General features: G+C 58.1%; 19 protein-coding genes. 7 read left to right on the top strand and 12 right to left on the bottom strand.

Features of this window, described 5'->3' with window-relative positions; genetic code table 11:
• Nucleotides 1-14: 14 nt before the first annotated feature.
• Entirely contained in the window at nt 15-152 is a 138-nt protein-coding gene (locus HFP51_RS01800) for an aa3-type cytochrome c oxidase subunit IV (protein ID WP_176874054.1), read from the bottom strand.
• Between the two features lie 187 nt (nt 153-339).
• On the opposite strand from HFP51_RS01800, the gene HFP51_RS01795 reads away from it, so the two are divergent.
• Nucleotides 340-1,779, top strand: coding sequence for a sigma-54 dependent transcriptional regulator (locus HFP51_RS01795; RefSeq protein ID WP_176874052.1), 1,440 nt, complete (start codon nt 340-342; stop codon nt 1,777-1,779).
• Here HFP51_RS01795 and folP read toward each other — a convergent pair.
• From folP to glmM, 6 genes are all read right to left on the bottom strand, one after another.
• Entirely contained in the window at nt 1,776-2,891 is a 1,116-nt protein-coding gene (gene folP / locus HFP51_RS01790) for a dihydropteroate synthase (protein ID WP_176874050.1), read from the bottom strand. The two genes, HFP51_RS01795 and folP, sit on opposite strands and share 4 nt — an antisense overlap.
• Nucleotides 2,892-2,956: 65 nt before the next feature.
• Nucleotides 2,957-4,096 carry a site-specific DNA-methyltransferase gene (locus HFP51_RS01785; RefSeq protein ID WP_176874048.1) on the bottom strand — a complete coding sequence of 380 codons (1,140 nt, stop codon included), beginning with the start codon at nt 4,094-4,096 and terminating at the stop codon, nt 2,957-2,959.
• Nucleotides 4,097-4,283: 187 nt separating this feature from the next.
• The gene (locus HFP51_RS01780) at nt 4,284-4,856 is read right to left on the bottom strand and encodes a ribonuclease HII (protein WP_176874047.1); all 573 of its coding nucleotides are present in this window, start codon (nt 4,854-4,856) and stop codon (nt 4,284-4,286) included.
• Complete coding sequence (thiD, locus tag HFP51_RS01775) at nt 4,847-5,647, bottom strand: bifunctional hydroxymethylpyrimidine kinase/phosphomethylpyrimidine kinase (protein ID WP_176874045.1); 801 nt, start codon at nt 5,645-5,647, stop codon at nt 4,847-4,849. The genes HFP51_RS01780 and thiD overlap by 10 nt, the downstream gene beginning before the upstream one ends.
• Nucleotides 5,644-5,877, bottom strand: coding sequence for a DUF1272 domain-containing protein (locus HFP51_RS01770; RefSeq protein ID WP_176874044.1), 234 nt, complete (start codon nt 5,875-5,877; stop codon nt 5,644-5,646). The genes thiD and HFP51_RS01770 overlap by 4 nt, the downstream gene beginning before the upstream one ends.
• Nucleotides 5,877-7,214 (bottom strand): phosphoglucosamine mutase, encoded by a 1,338-nt coding sequence (gene glmM / locus HFP51_RS01765; RefSeq protein ID WP_176874043.1) that lies wholly within the window; start codon nt 7,212-7,214, stop codon nt 5,877-5,879. Before glmM ends, HFP51_RS01770 begins: the two co-directional genes overlap by 1 nt.
• Nucleotides 7,215-7,318: 104 nt before the next feature.
• Here glmM and HFP51_RS01760 point away from each other — a divergent pair, with 104 nt between their 5' ends.
• Together HFP51_RS01760 and HFP51_RS01755 are read left to right on the top strand one after the other, a co-directional pair.
• Nucleotides 7,319-8,713: a sodium:alanine symporter family protein gene (locus HFP51_RS01760; RefSeq protein ID WP_176874042.1), complete on the top strand. Its 1,395-nt coding sequence runs from the start codon at nt 7,319-7,321 to the stop codon at nt 8,711-8,713.
• A complete protein-coding gene (locus HFP51_RS01755) occupies nt 8,710-9,702 on the top strand; it encodes an aldo/keto reductase (protein ID WP_176874041.1) in 993 nt (330 codons plus the stop codon). Before HFP51_RS01760 ends, HFP51_RS01755 begins: the two co-directional genes overlap by 4 nt.
• On the opposite strand, the gene HFP51_RS01750 is transcribed toward HFP51_RS01755, so the two are convergent.
• Genes HFP51_RS01750 through HFP51_RS01735 form a run of 4 tightly spaced genes read right to left on the bottom strand, consistent with a single transcriptional unit; the run spans nt 9,699 to nt 14,740 of the window.
• Nucleotides 9,699-10,391, bottom strand: a complete 693-nt coding sequence (locus HFP51_RS01750) for an NnrU family protein (protein WP_176874040.1) — start codon at nt 10,389-10,391, stop codon at nt 9,699-9,701. The two genes, HFP51_RS01755 and HFP51_RS01750, sit on opposite strands and share 4 nt — an antisense overlap.
• 7 nt (nt 10,392-10,398) lie before the next feature.
• A complete protein-coding gene (locus HFP51_RS01745) occupies nt 10,399-11,700 on the bottom strand; it encodes an amidohydrolase family protein (RefSeq protein WP_176874039.1) in 1,302 nt (433 codons plus the stop codon).
• Nucleotides 11,697-13,109: an amidohydrolase gene (locus tag HFP51_RS01740; protein WP_255454769.1), complete on the bottom strand. Its 1,413-nt coding sequence runs from the start codon at nt 13,107-13,109 to the stop codon at nt 11,697-11,699. Before HFP51_RS01740 ends, HFP51_RS01745 begins: the two co-directional genes overlap by 4 nt.
• Nucleotides 13,106-14,740 carry a peptide MFS transporter gene (locus HFP51_RS01735; protein WP_255455001.1) on the bottom strand — a complete coding sequence of 545 codons (1,635 nt, stop codon included), beginning with the start codon at nt 14,738-14,740 and terminating at the stop codon, nt 13,106-13,108. Before HFP51_RS01735 ends, HFP51_RS01740 begins: the two co-directional genes overlap by 4 nt.
• A gap of 144 nt (nt 14,741-14,884) precedes the next feature.
• Here HFP51_RS01735 and HFP51_RS01730 point away from each other — a divergent pair, with 144 nt between their 5' ends.
• Nucleotides 14,885-15,466 carry a nitroreductase gene (locus HFP51_RS01730; RefSeq protein ID WP_176874038.1) on the top strand — a complete coding sequence of 194 codons (582 nt, stop codon included), beginning with the start codon at nt 14,885-14,887 and terminating at the stop codon, nt 15,464-15,466.
• Nucleotides 15,467-15,532: 66 nt separating this feature from the next.
• Nucleotides 15,533-15,880 (top strand): GntR family transcriptional regulator, encoded by a 348-nt coding sequence (locus tag HFP51_RS01725; RefSeq protein WP_176874037.1) that lies wholly within the window; start codon nt 15,533-15,535, stop codon nt 15,878-15,880.
• A 36-nt stretch (nt 15,881-15,916) separates the two neighbouring features.
• On the opposite strand, the gene HFP51_RS01720 is transcribed toward HFP51_RS01725, so the two are convergent.
• A complete protein-coding gene (locus tag HFP51_RS01720; RefSeq protein ID WP_176874036.1) occupies nt 15,917-17,662 on the bottom strand; it encodes an acyl-CoA dehydrogenase in 1,746 nt (581 codons plus the stop codon).
• A 50-nt stretch (nt 17,663-17,712) separates the two neighbouring features.
• Between HFP51_RS01720 and HFP51_RS01715 the strand changes: the two genes are divergently transcribed.
• Nucleotides 17,713-18,672 carry an L-threonylcarbamoyladenylate synthase gene (locus tag HFP51_RS01715; protein WP_176874035.1) on the top strand — a complete coding sequence of 320 codons (960 nt, stop codon included), beginning with the start codon at nt 17,713-17,715 and terminating at the stop codon, nt 18,670-18,672.
• Between the two features lie 85 nt (nt 18,673-18,757).
• Nucleotides 18,758-19,474: an aquaporin Z gene (gene aqpZ / locus HFP51_RS01710; protein ID WP_176874034.1), complete on the top strand. Its 717-nt coding sequence runs from the start codon at nt 18,758-18,760 to the stop codon at nt 19,472-19,474.
• The last annotated feature ends 40 nt before the right edge of the window (nt 19,475-19,514 follow it).

Genomic DNA, 19,514 nt, shown 5'->3' with positions numbered 1-19,514 from the left:
TGATCAGCCCCTTATCAAGTTATGGCGACTATGGCTGCAATCGCGGCGATAATAGACAGGATCGTTCCCCACTTCAAAAGGCCAAGAAAGCCCGAATATGTGTTGTCATGCGACTTATAGTCCATGTCCGGATGGCCGTTTCCGTCCGTCATTAGCGATACCCCTGCGTTAGAAAAGCGTTGTTGCGGTTACGTCTACCCATGCCCCCCGCCTGCCTCAAGCTCTTTTGATGATGATTTTTCTGGGTTCGCAAAAAGGTTAACTGTTATCGCGGCCTTAAGGTCGCTTTTACCCTGTCTGGTCTAACACTCGTTGGTTCATTCTGGAGAGAGTGCCTTAATGTCGGCAGAGCGCGTAAAAACCTTATTGTTGATCGATGACGAACCCGCACAGGGACGTCTGATTTCGGCTATCGCCGCACGGGCTGGCTGGCGCAGCTTGCGGGCGGAAACCGGCAAGGATGCACTGTTGTTGCTCGAGTCAGCTGAGAGCGAAACGGTCGATGCTGTCTTGATCGATTACTGGGCGCCCAATGCTGATGATGTCGAGCTGATCCAACACATCGCGAACCTGCCGCAGAAGCGCCCGATCCTGGTCATCACGGCTCAGTCCGAAGTGTCGATTGCCGTTGAGGCAATGCGGGCCGGTGCCACCGATTTTCTTGCCAAGCCGATCGCACCCGAACGGCTGCTCGCTGCACTTGAAGCGGCCACGGAAGCCAATATCCATCGCGGCGAGCTTCGGCCATTGAGCGAAAAAGTCTCGCAGACCCTGCCGTTCGATGAGATTGTCGGTTCGTCGCCTGAGTTTCGGGCCGCCTTGGCGATCGCGGCAAAAGCGGCGCGATCACGGGTGCCAGTTCTCATCGATGGTGAACCTGGCGTTGGCAAAGAAGTTTTCGCTCGCGCAATTCATGCCGCCAGTCCGCGCGCAAAGCGCCCGCTCTACACCCTCAATTGCAGCGCCACGCCGGCCAATCTCATTGAATCCGAATTGTTCGGTCATGAAAAAGGCGCCTTTGCCGGGGCATTTGAAAAACATATCGGCAAGCTCGCCGAGGCCGACAGCGCCACACTCTTCATCGATGATATCTCCGCTATTCCCGCTGAAGTACAAGCGAAGCTTGCCAAGACAATCGAAACGGGAATCATCCGGCCAATTGGCGCACCGCGCGGATTTGAAGTCGATGTTCGGCTCATCAGCGGCGCCAATAGCGATCTTTTGGAACAGGTTACTGCCGGCAATTTTCGCGAAGATCTCTATTACCGCCTGAACATTGTCGGGCTCACCATTCCACCGCTGCGCAAACGGGCCGGAGATATTCCGCCGCTTGCACGCCACCTGCTCACCCGGATAGCGCGCCAACCCGGAATTGAGTCACTCGGCATTACCGACGACGCGCTTGCCGTGCTGATGCGGTACGAATGGCCGGGCAATGTTCGCCAATTGCAGGACACCTTGTTCAGGGCGGCCATCGATTGTCAGGGCGCCGCTTTAACATCAGCCGATTTTCCTGAAATCACAGATCATGTGCGGCAAGCGGAAAACCGTCCCCAGGAACAACCGGTAGCGGTCCACGCCTTTGCCGACGGCCCAGGTGTTGCACTCTATGAACCGGACGGGAATCTCCGACCCCTGTCGGATATCGAGGCCGATGTCATCCGCCTCGCGATTGGCCATTATCGTGGCCGCATGACCGAGGTTGCTCGGCGATTGGGAATCGGTCGATCCACGCTTTATCGGAAACTGGCCGAACTCGGCATCGACAACGCCGCCTAGCTGGTCGGCATCAGTGCCGCGTCTCTCATACCGCGCCAGATATGGAGCGCTTGCAGGCTCTCAGGCACATCATGAACTCGTAACAGCTGAACGCCTTGGTTCGCCCCGAGCACGGTAAGTGCCACAGAACCGCCAAGCCGTTGCTCGACAGGCGCTTCGTTAGATAGTGCTCCGATCAACCGCTTGCGGCTGGCACCCAACATGATGGAGCAACCAAGCGCATGGAACAGACTTAACCCGTTGATCAGCGACAGATTATGTTGAAGCGCCTTACCGAAACCGATGCCGGGATCCACAACGATCCTATCGCGACTGATCCCTGCTTGTTCGAGGTCTGCAATACGGTCTTCAAACCAGTCATATACTTCAATCAGAGGGTCCCGATAGTTGGGATCCGCATGAAGTTCATGCCCTTTGCCCGCATGGTGCATGATGATGACCGGGCAACCGGCATCAGCGACGAGGCCCAGGGCGCGATCGTCAAACCGCAACGCGCTGACATCATTGACGATTGCGGCACCGGCCGCCAGCGCGGCCTCCATAACACTCGCCTTGCGCGTGTCGATCGATACCGCGACGCCGGATGCGGCAAGCCGTTCGACCACAGGTAGAACCCTTTCGAGCTCATCGCCTTCCCACACATCCGCAGCGCCCGGTCGGGTAGATTCTCCGCCGACATCGATCATCGCTGCGCCCTGCGCGCTCATCGCAAACCCTGCGTCAGCGGCCGCCTGCGGATCTTCACTATGCTTTCCGCCATCTGAAAAACTGTCCGGCGTGACATTGAGGATCCCGGCAATGCGTGGCTCGTCCATGCGCAATACACGCTCACCGAACTGCAGTGGCTCGCGGGATGCGGTCACGCGTTCAATGGATTGCCGCGCGTCTTCGGCGTGTTCGTCCGAAAGGGTCTCAAGAAACGTATCGAGCGCCGCGACCGAAACGAGCCTGGGCGCGAGCCGCTGACCACCGTCGAGCACAATCACATCAAATGCGCTGAACCAGAGCATTCCGCCGGAGAGCCGAAGTACCTGGCCATCCAGATCAAATGGCGCATCGACAAATCCAGTGGGACGGAAATAGAGCCGCGCGGATGAGGGGATGTCAGTCATAGCCGATGTTTAACCGAGCCGCGCGAGAAAGCCATGGGCTGATTCAGTCAGGTCTAGGCGGGCTTCTATGCGAAATGGGCCAGGCGATATTCAGCGCGCAATTCGTCAATCGATTGCAGGCCATCCTTTGTCTCGACGAACCAGAAGGTCCAGCCATTGCAGGATGGAGCGCCTTGCAACAGGGCGCCGAGTTTGTGGATCGACCCCTCTTTGCCATTCTTTGTCGCCAGCGACCCGTCAATCCGGACCTCCGCTTTCCAGCGGCGCTTGGAGTCCGTGAGGATCGCGCCCGGCTTCAACATGCCGGTTTCGAGCAAGGAGCCAAAGGGTACTTTGGGCTGTGCAGCGTTGGATTTCATAATCGTGAGCGCGGACTCATCGAGCGGCAGCGCATCTTCAATCCGTTCGCGCGCCACCCGGCAATAGCGTTTCTCACGTTCGATGCCGAGCCATTTGCGCCCAAGGCGGCGCGCAACCGCGCCTGTGGTTCCTGTTCCAAAAAATGGATCGAGGACGACGTCGCCGGGTTTGGTGCTGGCGAGCATCACGCGATAGAGCAAAGCTTCGGGTTTTTGCGTGGGATGCGCTTTCTTGCCGCCATCTTTGAGACGCTCCTGCCCGGCGCAGATCGGAATCAGCCAGTCAGAACGCATCTGCAATTCGTCATTGAGCGATTTCATTGTCTTATAGTTGAATGTGTATTTCGCCTTCTCGCTCTTGGAGGCCCAGATCATCGTTTCATGGGCATTGGTGAAGCGGGTGCCGCGAAAGTTCGGCATCGGGTTGGCCTTGCGCCAGACAATGTCATTGAGGATCCAATAGCCTTCATCCTGCAAGGCAGCTCCGACCCGGAAGATATTGTGATAGCTGCCAATTACCCACAATGTGCCGTTGGGTTTGAGAATCCGCCGCGCCTCTTTCAGCCAGGCGCGGGTAAAGGCGTCATAAGCACCGAAACTGTCAAACTTGTCCCAATCATCGTCGACCGCATCGACCTGGCTGCCTTCCGGTCGATACAGATCGCCGCCAAGTTGCAGATTATAGGGAGGATCGGCAAAGATCATGTCGATACAGGCATCGGGCAGCGACGCCATTGCCGATACGCAATCATCTTCGAGGATACGATCGGTTTCGATCGCGACCGCCGTTTTCTGCGGCTTTGCGCGCCGTCGATTGGCCGTCTTAACTTTTGCCGCAGTCGCCATCCCGCATTACCCCCTCACACAAAGAGACGGGAGCCTGAGTCAGCCGGACTCCCGGGTCAAGCTGAACTTAGTTAACGCATAAGGTTAGGATATGGTTAACGAAGGGCGAACGAAAAGAGTCCAACACCAGATATAGCGCGTCGAGGGGCGTGACGGACTCAAGATGATGGGGTGTGGCGGGAAAGACTCAAAGATCGAGCAATGACTGGGCGACCGGTCCGAAACTCCGCCGATGCAGCGCGCTCGGCCCATGTTTGCGCAGCGCCTCAAGATGCCGCTGTGTTGGATATCCCTTGTTGCTCTCCCAACCATAGTGGGGATGTTCATGCGCAGCTTCACGCATCATCCGATCGCGCGTTTCCTTCGCAACGATCGAAGCAGCAGAGATACATGGATGAAGCGCATCTCCACCAATCACCGCCTCTGCCGAATATCGCCAGTCGGGTAACTTGTTGCCATCGACGAGGATATGATCCGGCTCAAAATCCAGCGCTTCAACCGCCCGCCTCATTGCAGCTAAGGTCGCCTGGAGAATATTGATCGTGTCGATCTCCTCCGGCTCCGCCCAACCAATGCCAACCGCGCAATGTTGGCGGATCTCAATTTCGAGATCACCTCTGCGGCGCGCACTCAATTTTTTGCTATCATCAAGGCCGTCTATCGCGGCATCGCGGAGAATCACCGCGGCGGCTACTACCGGTCCGGCCAGCGGCCCCCGACCTGCCTCGTCGACACCGGCAATGACTCGGCTCACGGCCAATACTCGCGCATTGTCGCAAAGCCGAGCGGTCCGTTGCCCTGCCCTAGCTCCGGGGCGGCTATTAGGGCCGCTCGTACAAATCCACGTGCCTGGCTAATAGCATCTACAGGCGCCAGACCTTGCCCAAGTCCGGTCGCAAGCGCACTTGACAGGGCGCAACCTGTCCCATGGTTGTTTTGAGTTTCAATCCGTCCGGCCTTCCAGCGATCAACTTTGCCATCTGGCTGAACGAAAATGTCGGTGATCAAGTCACTTTCCAGATGTCCGCCCTTGGCCAGTATCATGCAATTCGAGTCTCTCGACAGGCGCCGGGCTTCGCGTTCCATTTCATAGGTAGACGAGAGTTGCGACGATGTTAGTCGCGCCAGCTCTGTTAGATTCGGGGTTGTGATTGTCGCGACACGCATCAGCGCGTGAAAACCGGCAATTGTAGCCTCGTCCGCCAGCATGGAGCCACTCGTCGCGACCATGACCGGGTCAAACACGATCGGAACTTCCAGATGTGCAAGCCGCTGAGCCAATGGGCCGATCAAATCGCTCGAGCCCAACATACCGATCTTGATCGCGTCAATCCCAATATCGGACTCAACAGAGTCAATTTGCGCCAACACAATATTGATGCTGACCGTCTCTGACTCCTGCACGCCGAGAGTGTTTTGCGCCGTAATCACGGTAACTGCGGTCATCGCATGGCCACCGAGATTGGTGATCGTTTTGATGTCAGCCTGAAGGCCGGCACCGCCCCCGCTATCCGAACCCGCGATTGCGAGTATTCGGGCTGGTTTCGTCATGCGTTCGCCTTATATTTCCGTTCGGTCGAAGCCGGAAAGCGTTTAAGCAGCGCAGTTGCGCGAATTGGCCGCCGCTGAAGCTCGCCGCCGCAGTTGGGGCACGTGCCAGCCAGCGGGCCCTTTGTGCAATCTTCGCAAAAGGTGCACTCAAAACTGCAAATATGGGCACCGGGCGCATCGGCGGGCAGGTCTTTTCCACAGCGTTCGCAATCCGGACGCATCTCAAGCATCAGTCGACTCCCTCAACCGCTGCGCAGATGTCGCCCACAACGGCTTCTATCAGATCTTCATTTTCACCTTCGGCCATAACTCTGATCAACGGTTCGGTACCGGATTTACGAATTAACACCCGTCCGGTCTCGGAAAGTCGGCTCTCACCAGCCGCAATTGCCTGCTTCACAACTTCTGCGTCCAACGGACTGCCGCCATTGTACCGTACATTCTTCAACAACTGCGGGTAAGGTTCGAAAAGGTGTAGCAGCTCGCTGGCAGGCTTTTCGCTAGTAACGAGCGCCGCCAATATTTGGAGTCCTGCAATCAAGCCATCTCCAGTTGTCGCATAATCAGTTAGAATTAGGTGTCCGGATTGCTCACCGCCGACATTGCAACCTTTTTCGCGCATGCGCTCCAGAACATAGCGATCACCAACTTGAGATCGTTCAAGACCAATGCCTTCGTCTTCGAGAAACCTTTCGAGTCCAAGGTTCGACATGACGGTAGCCACAATAGCATCGCCGACAAGTTTGCCGCGTCGCTTCCAATCGCTACCGATCAGCGCCATCAGTTGGTCGCCATCGACCAGCTTCCCTTTTTCATCGACGACAATCAGTCGATCAGCATCGCCATCCAGCGCCAATCCGATTGCCGCGCCTTCTTCGACAACGCGCTCACACAGGCCCTGCGGATAGGTCGATCCGCAATTGTCATTGATATTGGTTCCGTTCGGCGAGACGCCCATAGCAATCACATCCGCACCGAGTTCCCAGAGTGCCGACGGGGCAACCTGGTATGCCGCGCCATTGGCGCAGTCCACGACAATCTTTAACCCGTCGAGCCGCAGCTTGCTGGAAAATGTCGCCTTGGCATCGTTGATGTACCGGCCTTGCGCATCATCCACGCGACGAGCACGCCCAATTTGCTCAGAATCAACCAGTGACGGCGGGTCTTGCAATAACGCTTCAATCGCCGCCTCGTCTGCATCGGATAGCTTGTAGCCATTGGGGCCGAACAGCTTGATACCGTTATCAACATAGGGATTATGACTCGCCGAAATCATCACGCCTAAATCAGCGCGCATCGACTGGGTCAGCATCGCAACTCCTGGAGTCGGCATCGGCCCAACCATGACGACATCCATGCCTACGCTTGTGAAACCAGCAACAAGCGCCGATTCCATCATATAGCCTGAGAGGCGCGTATCCTTGCCGATCACCACGCGATGGCGGTGCTCGCCGCGCAGAAAGTGGGCACCGGCAGCCTGGCCGACCTTCATCGCGACATCGGCCGTCATCGGTGTCTGGTTGGTGCGGCCCCTTATGCCGTCGGTCCCGAAATAGCTGCGCGTCATCGATATTCAACTTTAAGTTGTTTCTGCTTGTGACTCTCCTAGCCGCCCCCCATGATCGTGTGAAGCGTGATGCATATGAGAAGAGTGGGCGGAGAAGGACTGGCATGATTGCATGGCTTGAACGGGCGCTCGCCGATCTCAATGCGATGGTGTTCATGAAAGTACCGATCTTTGGAGTCGAGGTTACGCTGATTGTGATCTGGCTCGCGGTGCCGATGATCTTGTTCACCTTATGGCTGGGTTTCATTAACGTACGCGCCCTGCCCTATTCGGTGCGGATCCTTACCAAGCCGGGACATAATATCGATGCGCCCGGCCAGATCAGCCAGTTTGGCGCGCTAACCACCGCGCTTTCCGGCACGGTCGGCCTTGGCAACATTGCCGGTGTTGCGGTCGCCATAGCGACCGGCGGACCCGGCGCTGCGTTCTGGATGTTCATCATCGGCTTTTTCGCGATGACCCTCAAATGCGTCGAGGTGACGCTTGGCCACAAATACCGCGTGGTGAACAAAGACGGCACGATCCGCGGCGGCCCGATGTACGCCCTCAAAAACGGACTGGCCGCCCGCGGCTGGCCGAAAGTCGGACTGGTGCTCGGCGGCATCTACGCCTTTTTCGCGCTCGGCGGCGCGATACCGCTGGTCCAGGTCAATCAGAGCTTTGCCCAGATTTCCAACGTTACCGGCTTTACGAGCGGCGCAGGCTATGGCGCGATCCTGGCGGTACTGGTTGGACTGGTCGTCGTCGGCGGCGTCCGCTGGCTGGCGCGCGTTACCTCAGTCCTCGTTCCCGGCATGGCGGCCATCTACCTGGTCGGCGTTTTCGCCATCATCTTCATGAACGCAGCCGAACTCCCCAATGCGCTTGCGATCATCATCGGCGACGCGTTTAGCGGCGAAGCTGCAGCGGGCGGAATGCTCGGCGCCTTTGTCGTCGGCATGCAACGCGCGGTCTATTCCAGTGAAGCCGGTGTCGGATCGGCGGTCATCGCTCATGCCCAGGCCCGCACCCATGATCCGGCCTCCGAAGGCCTTGTCGCCCTGCTCGAGCCATTTATCGATACCGTGATCGTCTGTTCCCTCGGCGCGATCGCCATCGTCCTGGCTGGCACGCACGAAAGTGGCCTCAACGACATCACCATCACCTCCGCGGCCTTCGCGCAGATATCGAGCTGGTTCCCGATCCTGCTTGCGGTCGCTGTCTTCCTGTTCGCCTATTCCACGCTCTGCGCCTGGGGGTTTTACGGTTTGCAAGCCTGGGGATATCTTGTGGGCGAAGGTCCAATCCGGACCATGACCTACAAGATTCTCTATGTCGTAATGCTACCCATCGGATCGATCCTGCCGGTCCAAGCCGTTTTCGACCTGGTTGATAGTGCATTTTTCCTGATGGCAATTCCCAACGTGATCGCCATCTATATATTTGGGCCGGAGATCAAACGCGAGATTACCGGCTATCTGAACCGCCATCGCAGCCCGCAAGAGGAGCCCGCCCCATGAAGACCCGCACCTTAGGAACCGACCTCACCGTCTCATCCCTTGGCCTTGGCTGCATGCCAATGGCCGGCATCGGCAAGGGTATGTATGGCGTGGCCGACGAAATGGAATCCATCGCCACTATCGATCGCGCGATCGAACTCGGCGTCACCTTTTTTGACACCGCTGAAGTCTACGGACCGCACCGTAATGAAGAACTTCTGGGCAGAGCCATCGCCGGCAAGCGTGACGGCCTCGTAATCGCCACAAAATTCGGCTTTGCTTTTGATGAAAAGGGATTTCGCGGCGTCGACAGTTCTCCCGAAAATGTCCGTCGGGCCTGCGAAGGTTCACTCCAGCGGCTCGGTACCGATACGATCGATCTCTATTACCAACATCGGGTCGACCCCAATGTGCCGATCGAAGAAACGGTCGGCGCAATGGCGCGGTTGGTTGAAGAAGGCAAAGTTCGTCATCTCGGGCTGTCTGAAGCCGGCCCCGATACCATTCGCAAGGCCGCCGCCACCCACCCCATCGCTGCGCTTCAATCCGAATATTCCCTCTGGGAACGCGATGTGGAAGCAGAGATCCTGCCCCTCTGCCGCGAACTCAATATCGGTTTTGTCCCCTATTCTCCGCTGGGCCGGGGCTTTCTTACCGGCCAAGTCACCTCGCGAGACGATCTCGATGAAGGCGATTATCGGCTGAACGATCCGCGCTACAGCGAGGAAAACTTCGCAAAAAATATGGAGATGGTGGCGGTCGTCACAACCATTGCCGAAGCGCATGGCGTCTCGCCGGCTCAAATCGCCCTCGCCTGGCTCTTGCATCAGGGCGACGACATTGTGCCAATCCCGGGATCGAAACGCCGCGTAACGCTCGAAGATTCCATGGCGTCAGCGGATGTGTCGCTCAGTGATGACGATCTGGCAAAGCTCGACGCCGCTGCACCGGCTGGCGAAACAGCAGGGCCGCGCTATCACGAACCGATGATGAAGATGGTGCGGATTTAAGCGGTCCAGGCCCAGACGCCAACCAACATGGTATGGAAATAGCTGGCGGCCACCCACAGTATGATCCCGCCAATCAACGGAATGAATCCGGGCCAGGCAGCGCTTAGCGGGACACGGCCTTTGGCGATCGCGCCAAAGGGAATGAAGGAGGTTCGCGCTTCCCAGCCTTGCCAGGCATCGCCGAGCAGCGCTTCCTTCTTCTTGTCCTGAAGCAGCGAGCCGAAAAATGTCAGCACGAGAATGCCGCTCGCAACCACAAGATTCATCGGGCTCCCGCTCAGCGCAATATGGGTCAAGGCCCAGATAATGAACGCCCAGTTCATCGGATGCCGCGTAATTGCAAAAACGCCGGTTGCCGGCCGCACAATCTCCGCCTTTCCAGACGGATCCGGAAAAGCCGGATTACCGATATTGGATCCCACCAACAGGATGCTGGCAATCAACATCAGGACGGGCGCTGCCCATGCAAAGAACCAAGGCGGTGCCACCCAATAGGGCGCCATCGCCGGCATCGTCCATGCGACCCACACCATCCAGCCCAGCGTGACCAGCGACACCAGCGAATAGAAGCCGAGAAAACCAGTCTCGCCCATGCGCCCGACCAATGCGGCGCGGAGCGGATGCGACATCAGGAAATGACTTCCGACAAATGCCACGGTGGCGATGATCAACAGGGTCAGAGGGCTCATATCTCAGCTACCATTCATACGCTTGGGGCAATTCCCGTTCGTCGATCGACAGATAGCGATCGCGCAAGCGTGTTTGCCGCGATGTCAGCGGCTGCTGCACGCCATCGATCAGGACCACATCCACATTGGAGCTCAGCTCCAGCGGATCTCCATCCCAGATCACTACGTCAGCGCGCCGTCCAGGCCGCAGCGATCCGATCTCATTGCCAAGGCCCATAATTTCGGCTGGCCAGGAACTGATCGCGGCGAATGCCTCGCCCCAGCTTAGTCCAGTCGCACCGGGAACGCGGCCCAATGCCACGAGGTTACCGGCGTACTGCGTTGAATAGCGGATCTGATGCGCGTCGCGATCATCGATCATCCCAATCGCTACCTGCACGCCGGCTGCTCTCATCCGCCCGATATTGGACTGGGTCGCCGCGAGCTGTTCAAACTCGGCGGGAAGATCATTAAGCGCGGAAGCGATGACGGGAACATTAGCCGCCGCCAATTGCGATGCCACGGTCCATCCTTCGCTCACTCCAACCAGAATTAGCCGCAGCCGCGGATAATCTTCGCGGAGCGCAATCACATTCAGTATATCACGCGCCTGTTCGACATGGACGATCAGCGGCACAGTGCCCTGAACGACCGGAACCAGCGCAGCCGCATCAACGCGATTCAGCAAGGAATCGGCCGATCGCCCACCATAACCAGCCGGATTGCGCGCGTAGAGCTGTGCCTGATCCAGTGCATTGCGAAATGTCGCAAAACTGGCCGAACGGCTGCCTCCGGCGCGCGCGGCACCGCGTTCGCCAAGCTCGACAAATTGGAATGCGCGCGGACGCATGATCGCATCCATGTCCGCACCCAGATCGATGATTGCACCCTGCCCGCCAAAGATCGCGCCGCTCGTTCCCGGCGCAACAACGGCGCGGGTGATGCCACCAGCCCGATTGACAGCGATGGAAGCCGCCAATGGATTGATAGCCGGGACCACATCTAGCCCAGCACTGAATTCGGATTCAGCGGCGGAAACATCATTGGTTTCGCTGACGGCCGATACTTCGACCAGGCCAAGGCGTGTAAAGCCGCCGACAATACCCGGCGTCACCCATTGGCCAGTCGCATCAACAGTTTGCGCTCCGGCAGGAATTGAAACATTGGAACCGGCGGCAACCACACGACCATTGCGCACGACGACCGTGCCACCCGGAATGGGTTCAGACCCATCACCGATAACGACAGTGCCGCCCGTGATAGCAAGCGTTTGTGCGGCGGCTGGAAGTGCCATGAATGCGGCACAGGCGAGAGCGAGAAGCTTTTTCATCGGACGCTCCCCTCGCTTGGCTGGCCGAGCTCGAAATCGGAAATCGGCCGCAATTCTGGATTGTTCATATCGTAGAGCAAGGCGCCGTCGATCCAGACCATTTGTGGCCGCGTATAAACACTGAACGGATCGCCATTCCACAAGACGAGATCGGCGCGCTTGCCGTTCACCAGGCTACCGGTCTGATCATCGATACCCAGCGCGCGCGCCGGATTGATGGACAGCCACTGCCAGGCCTCAGCATCGCTGATGTCGATTCCTGCTCTACGTCCATCGGCGAGCGCCTTGGCCGCTTCCTGATTCAATCTTTGTATCTGGTTCTCGTCATCTGAATGGACGATCGCGCAGGCCCCGCCATTATGGACCATCGGGATATTTTCGTTGACGGTGTCATAAGCTTCCATCTTGAAGCCCCACCAGTCAGCCCACATTGCCGAACAGACGCCATTTTCGCGGAGCAGGTCAGGAATCTTATAGGCTTCAACAGCGTGCTGGAAGGTTGAGATGCTGTATCCAAACTCCTCGGCCATATCCATCATGATCGCCATCTCGTCCGCGCGATAGCAGTGATTATGGACGAGGATTTCGCCTGCCATCACGCCTGCCAGAGTTTCGTGGCGCAAATTGCGCGCTGGCGGCGTTCCGCCATTCTCCCGGTAATTCTCCCATTGCCGTTGATAGCGCTGAGCATCGATCCACGCCTGACGCGCCACGGCGATATTCGCCATGCGGCTGCCGGGCGTTTGGTTGCGTCCGCCATAGACCCGCTTCGGGTTTTCACCACAGGCCATTTTGAGACCATAAGGTGCGTCCGGGAATTTCATGGCCTGCATGGTACGAGCGGGCACGTTGCGCAGCGTCACCGATCGTCCACCGAAGAGGTTGGCAGAGCCCGGCAGGATGTTCAGCGTCGTTACGCCGCCATTGGCCAGTGCCCGGCTAAAGCCTGGATCCTGTGGCCAAACGCTATGTTCGGTCCAGACATTGGCTGTATTGTTGCCGGTAATCTCATTGCCGTCCTGATGAGCAGCGACGCTCGGCGTCGGATAGTTGCCGAGATGGCTATGGATATCGATGATACCCGGCGTCACCCAAAGCCCGGTGCCGTCCACGACCGTGGCGCCTGCGGGCACCTCGAGCGTTTGGGCTACGGCCTGAATGCGCCCATCGGCGAAATAGACCATGCCATTATCGATCCGGCCCCCTTCGCCATCATAGATGGTCGCGCCCTGGATAACTGTCGGGCGGCCGGGATAGGGCCGGTAGGTCGATGGAAACGGGTCTGGATCAAAGGCCGAGACCGTATCGCGTTCCTGGGCGGCGGTGCTGTTGCTGGCGCTTTGGCTACCAGTGGTGGCGCATCCGAATAACGCCAGCACTGCCGCCAGCAGGAAAGCAGGTTTCATCATGAACGGACTTCTCCCGAGGTATCGATGCCAGCCGCATCAGGCTGAGCGAGTTCGGACTGACCGAGCATGTCGTCGCCGACATTGTCATCGGAAAGACTGTCGAGATGCATCCACCGTTTGACGAAGCGGGAAATCAGGATGACTACGACGCCAACGCCAATCGCGATCCAGCCGATCTGTAGATAAATCGACATGGTAGCCTCGCGTGTCATTGCTCCGTCCTCGCCGCCGGTCGCCGCACCGATCATGCCAGCAACATAGTTGCCGCCAGCCGTTGCAAAGAACCATGCTCCCATGATGAGGCTGGCCAGGTGTCGCGGCGACAACCGGTTCATGGCGCTCAGACCAACCGGCGACAAACACAGCTCGCCAGTGGTGTGGAACAAGTAGATGCCGAACAGGAAGATCACCGGAACCAGTGTTCCCGCGGGAACGGACGCCGCGCCCCATACGAGGACAAGGAATCCGAAACCCAGTTGCATCAGACCAAGTCCGAACTTCGCAGGTGTCGACGGTTCGAGTCCTCGCTTGCCAAGAAAAGTCCAAAGCCATGCGAATATCGGTGCAAGCACAATTATGTAAATTGGATTGATCGACTGGAAGATCGGGGCCGGAACGCCCTGAAGGTCGACAAAGCGATCGGTGAACAGATTGAGCGAACCGCCCGCCTGCTCGAACAATCCCCAGAAAAGGGGCTGTAGCGCGATCAGGAAAAGAATAGCGAACAGGCGTTCGCGCGGTTCTTTTTCAAGCTTGAATGCCTCGTAGAGGACATAACCCAGCAGTGCGAGGCCGGAAATCAACATCAATCCGCCGACGACCGACTGATATTGAATCAGCACCCACATTACGCCGATGGCTGCAATACCGACGCCATAGAGGGAAAACTCAGTACCTCTGGCAAGCGGAGCCGGTGCTTCGCCCTGCCCAAGTAGCAGCGGCTTACCCAGAATGAAGACAATCAGGCCAAGCAACATGCCGATACCTGCAGCGCCAAAGCCATAGGACCAACCGAGGGTAACGCCGAGATAGCCAGCGATAATTGTACCGATGGCGGCACCAACATTAATGCCCATGTAGAAAATGGTGTAAGCACCATCGCGGCGGACGTCGGTGCGCGGATAAAGCTGCCCAACAATCACCGAAATATTGGCCTTCAGAAAGCCTGAACCAACGATAATGAAGGACAGCGCCAGCCAGAAGATATTGATGGTCGGATCATTCTGCCCACCCGTCCCTTCAAACGCCATTAAGAAATGGCCGAAGGTCAGCAAGATCGCACCGAACAGGACCGCTTTCCGCTGGCCGAGATACCGATCGGCCAGCCAGCCGCCAAGCACAGGGGTAATGTATACGAGACTGACATAAGCGCCGTAAACGATATTGGATGCACTATCATTGAACAGCCAATGTTGCGTGAGATAGAAAATCAACAGAGCCCGCATGCCGTAATAGGAGAAACGTTCCCACATTTCGGCAAAGAAGAGGATGTACAATCCTTTAGGATGACCACCCACTTCCGGTTGCGGCCTGGTGACCGCATACGCGCCCAGTGCCAGGAACATAATCAGCACGATGGAAGCGATGCCCGCGATCCAATCGCCCTGATTCCACAAGGCAATATCTTTCAACTCTGTCACGATAGATTCCCCTCAGAACTCTATGGGCGCGCCTGCATTTTATGGGGGCGCTTGTTATGGCGGCGCAGACTAGCGTCGAAATCCCCGCTGTGAAGGGGCTGGCACAATTAGCCGCGGATGCTAGGAGCAACAGCCATGTTCAATGATCTCTCCACCCCGCTCGATTTTCTGGCCACCCGGCGCTCATCACGCCCGCGCGACATGGTCGCTCCCGGCCCGCAACCCGCAGAATTGCAACAGATTCTCGATATCGCGATGCGCACACCCGATCATGGCAAACTTGCCCCGTGGCGGTTTGTTGTAGTCGACGCGGCACAACGATCACGCTTTGCCGAAATTCTGCATGCGGCATACCAGATCGACCGAGAACAGCCGGGAAAGCTGGAAGTCGAGGCCATTGACCAGTTTGCGCATCAGGCACCGACTCTCATCGTCGCCCTGCACAGCCCGAAATCCAGCAGCAAGATTCCGCTTTGGGAGCAGGAACTTTCCACCGGTGCCGCCTGTTTCAACCTGCTCGCGGCAGTGCATGCCCATGGCTATGTCGGCGGCTGGCTGACCGGATGGGCGGCCTATTCAGACGCGGTGCGTGATGCCTTTGGCGAGGCGCCCGAAAAGATCGCCGGCTTCATCTATGTCGGCACCGCCGGTGCGGAACTCAAAGAACGACCGCGGCCCGAACGCGATGCTGTGGTGAGCGATTGGACGCCTGAATAGCGGCAAATCGAAATAATTCTTGCTCACCCCTTGACGCGCCACAGTGTTTTACTACACTATAGCGCAATGTCTAAAGCAGAACAGCCCGTATATCTCAAGCTGCGCGAGAAGATTGCCGCAGCCATTCTCGATGGTCGCTATGGCGATGGGGACCCGCTTCCCTCTGTCCGCGCCTTTGCGGCGGACGAAGGTGCGAACCCGCTAACCGTTGCGAAAGCCTATCAAACTTTCCAGGATGATGGGATCGTAGTGGTACGTCGTGGCGTCGGGATGTTTGTCGCCAATGGCGCATCAGAAAAGCTAAAGACGCGGGAACGCAGCACCTTCCTCAAGGAAGAATGGCCGAGGATCGTCCGCCATATCGAACGACTCGGTCTCGATACCGCTGACCTGCTGGACCGCGAAACGGCCTAGCCACAACTCCAAGAATTCAATTGACTGCGTTCGCGCTCAGGCGGCGAATGTCTCATCGTCTATGGAATAGAGGATGTCAGCCTTGGCCATTGCCGCCGACTTCAAACCACCGGCTTCCGGAACCACCTGATCCAGATAGAAGCGCGCAGCAGCGATCTTCATCTTGAGAAATTCGCTATCCCCTGCCCCGTTCTGCATCTGCTCCAGCGCAACACGATGCTGCCGGGCCATGAGCCAACCGCAGGTGGCCACCGACAACATGGTGAGAAACGGATAGCTTGCAGCAAGCTGATCATCGACGCTGGCCTGACCGGAACTCAGCCAATTGACCACGGCTTCACAATCGGCTGCGAGCTGCGCCAACCCGGTTTCGCCCTCAGCACCGTTCGCAATATCACTGAGCAGTGAGGCCACCGCCTCACCGCCCTGCATGCGCAGCTTGCGTCCGACCAGATCGGCCGCCTGAATGCCATTAGTGCCTTCGTAGATCGGCGCGATGCGGATATCGCGATAATATTGGGCGGCCCCGGTTTCTTCGACAAAGCCCATGCCGCCATGAACCTGCACACCAAGGCTGGCGACTTCGCAACCGATATCCGTTCCATATGCCTTGGCCAGCGGCGTCAACACTTCGGCGCGCGCCTTGGCATCTTCATCACCAAGCGTCGCCGCATCGACCTGACCGGCGGCATAATAGACCAGCGCGCGGATCGCCATTGTCGACGCTTTCATCCGCATCAGCATGCGGCGCACATCGGGATGCTCGACAATAGCGACGGGATCGCGCGTTTCGCCACCAGCCCGCGCCGATTGAATACGCTCCCGGGCAAAGGTGACGGCCTGTTGGGTCGCCCGTTCGCCAATCTGCACGCCTTGGAGCCCAACATTGAGCCGTGCATTATTCATCATTGTGAACATCGCTCGCATGCCGCCATTTTCCGGGCCAATCAGCCAGCCATGGCAATCGTCATCGTCGCCAAAGGACATGACACAGGTCGGCGATGCATGGATCCCGAGCTTGTGCTCAATCGAAACGGCCCGCGCATCATTGAATTCGCCCGGTGCGCCATTCTCATCAAGCCGGTAACGCGGCACGAGGAAAAGCGAGATCCCCTTGGTCCCTTCCGGCGCACCTGGCGTTCGTGCGAGCACGAGGTGGATCGTGTTCTCGGCCAGATCATGTTCGCCAAAGGTGATGTAGATTTTCTGGCCCTTGATACGCCAGCTGCCGTCCTCAGCTGGCTCGGCTTTGGATTTCAGCGCGCCAACATCAGAGCCGGCTTGCGGCTCGGTCAGGTTCATGGTCCCGGTCCATTCGCCGGTCGACAATTTGGGCAGATAGGCCGCTTGCAGCTCAGGACTGCCGTGATGCGTCAGCGCCTCGATCGCGCCGACGCTGAGCATCGGGCACAGGCTGAACGCCATATTCGCGGATCCAAGGGATTCCAGGATCGAGGCAGCGAGGCTGAAGGGCATGCCCTGCCCGCCAAAATCTGACGGCGCGGCAATGGTGCCCCAGCCACCCTCAACATAGGCTTGATAGGCATCGCGATAGCCATCGGGCATCACCACGCCGTCTTCGGTGAGCTTTGCACCTTCGGTATCGCCGATCCGGTTCAATGGCGCCCATTCGCCTGCTGCAAGTTGGCCGGCGCCATCGAGAATCGCATCGACCATATCACCGGTAGCGTCGGCAAAACGATCGCTGGCGGCAAGGTCGGCTATGCCCGCGATATGTTCGAGCACAAAGCGTTGTTCGGTAACCGGTGGCGTAAAGCTCATGACATGGTCCTGCTCTTGCGGAGAATCTGCGCGCGCTATAGCCCGAGCGGATGCAGAGGCCAAATCCCTCGATAGCAACGGTGATCCGGCCGTTTGACGATGCAGCGATCAAGGACGCTGCCACGCGCATCAGTGCTGGCGAATGCGTCGCTATACCCACTGAAACTGTCTATGGCCTCGCCGCCGATGCAACCAATGGTGAAGCCGTGGCGTCCGTCTATGCCGCCAAGGGCCGCCCCTCCTTCAATCCGCTCATCGTCCATGTCCCGGACATCGAAATGGCAAGAAGCTTGGCCGAGATTGACACCGTTGCAGAGAAACTGGCGGGACAATTCTGGCCCGGGCCGCTCACAATGGTGCTGCCAACGGCAAAGAACAGTCCGGTCGCCGACATTGTAACGGCAGGTTTGAATACCATCGCAATTCGAATTCCTGCGCATCCAGCCATGCAGGCACTTTTGCGGGCAACTGGCCTGCCGCTCGCCGCTCCGTCCGCCAATGCCAGTGGACGGATCAGCCCGACCCAGGCCGAACATGTGCGCATGAGCCTCGACGGAAAGATCGGCCTGATCATCGATGCTGGCCCTTCCAGCCTCGGGCTGGAATCGACAATCATCGCTCCAGGTGAGTCCGGTGTTCGCATGTTGCGGCCGGGACCCATCACGGCGGAACACATCTCAAGTGCCACCGGATTACCAACCGAAACGGGTAGCACTGGCACGATCACAGCGCCTGGCCAGCTAGCAACGCATTATGCGCCCGCGAAACCAGTGCGACTGGATGCGTCATCAAGTGAGCCAGACGAATGGTTGATTGGATTCGGAGCCATCGCTGGCGATGCCTCGCTGAGCGAGAGCGGAGACCTGATCGAAGCCGCTGCCAATCTCTTTGGTTGCCTCCATGAGGCAGATGCCAGCGAGCGACCCAAAATTGCCGTCGCTCCCCTGCCTCGTGACGGTATTGGCGAAGCGATCGCCGACCGCCTGGCGCGCGCGGCACATCGCGACTGACACCCCCCTCTATTTGTCCTTCGGCCCGTTCCGGCCTAAACTTCTCCAATCAGACCAAAAGGTCGAGAGAAACAGGGGGGACGATATGTCTATATTACAGCGCTCTGGCGCGGAATTCCTTGGAACATTCTGGCTTGTCTTTGGCGGTTGCGGCAGTGCTGTGCTCGCTGCGGCCTTTCCCGAAGTCGGTATTGGATTGCTTGGCGTATCGCTCGCCTTCGGCCTGACCGTGCTTACCATGGCCTATACGATCGGCCATATTTCAGGCTGCCATCTCAATCCTGCCGTCACCGTCGGCCTTTGGGCGGGCGGCCGTTTTGCGGCATCCGATATTCCCGCCTATGTAATCGCGCAGGTGCTCGGCGCCATAGCGGCAGCCTTCGCACTCTACACGATCGCCAGTGGCGGTCCCGATTATAGCGGCGGACTGGCATCGAATGGCTTCGACGCTCATTCGCCGGGTCAATATACGATGATGGCAGCACTGATGATTGAGGTCCTGCTCACTGCATTCTTCATCTTCATCATCATGGGCGCGACCGACGGACGGGCTCCGGCTGGTTTTGCGCCGATCGCTATCGGCCTGGCGCTGACCCTGATCCATCTGATCAGCATTCCGGTCACCAATACATCGGTCAATCCCGCGCGCAGCACCGGACCAGCGCTGCTCGAGGGCGGTATCGCCATGGAACAGTTATGGCTGTTCTGGGCAGCACCGATCATCGGCGGGATTATCGGCGGAATCATCTACAAGATGCTCGGCGCTGAAAAACCACCAATCGCAGGGGATGCCGCGAGCTAGGGCTCGGCTGAACCTTAGCTAGGACGCAAGAAGCGCCGGT

It is taken from the genome of Parasphingopyxis sp. CP4 (assembly GCF_013378055.1).
In the GTDB taxonomy this organism is placed as follows: domain Bacteria; phylum Pseudomonadota; class Alphaproteobacteria; order Sphingomonadales; family Sphingomonadaceae; genus Parasphingopyxis.
Note: the sequence above shows the minus strand (reverse complement) of the source record. Positions and strands in the feature narration are given on the sequence as shown.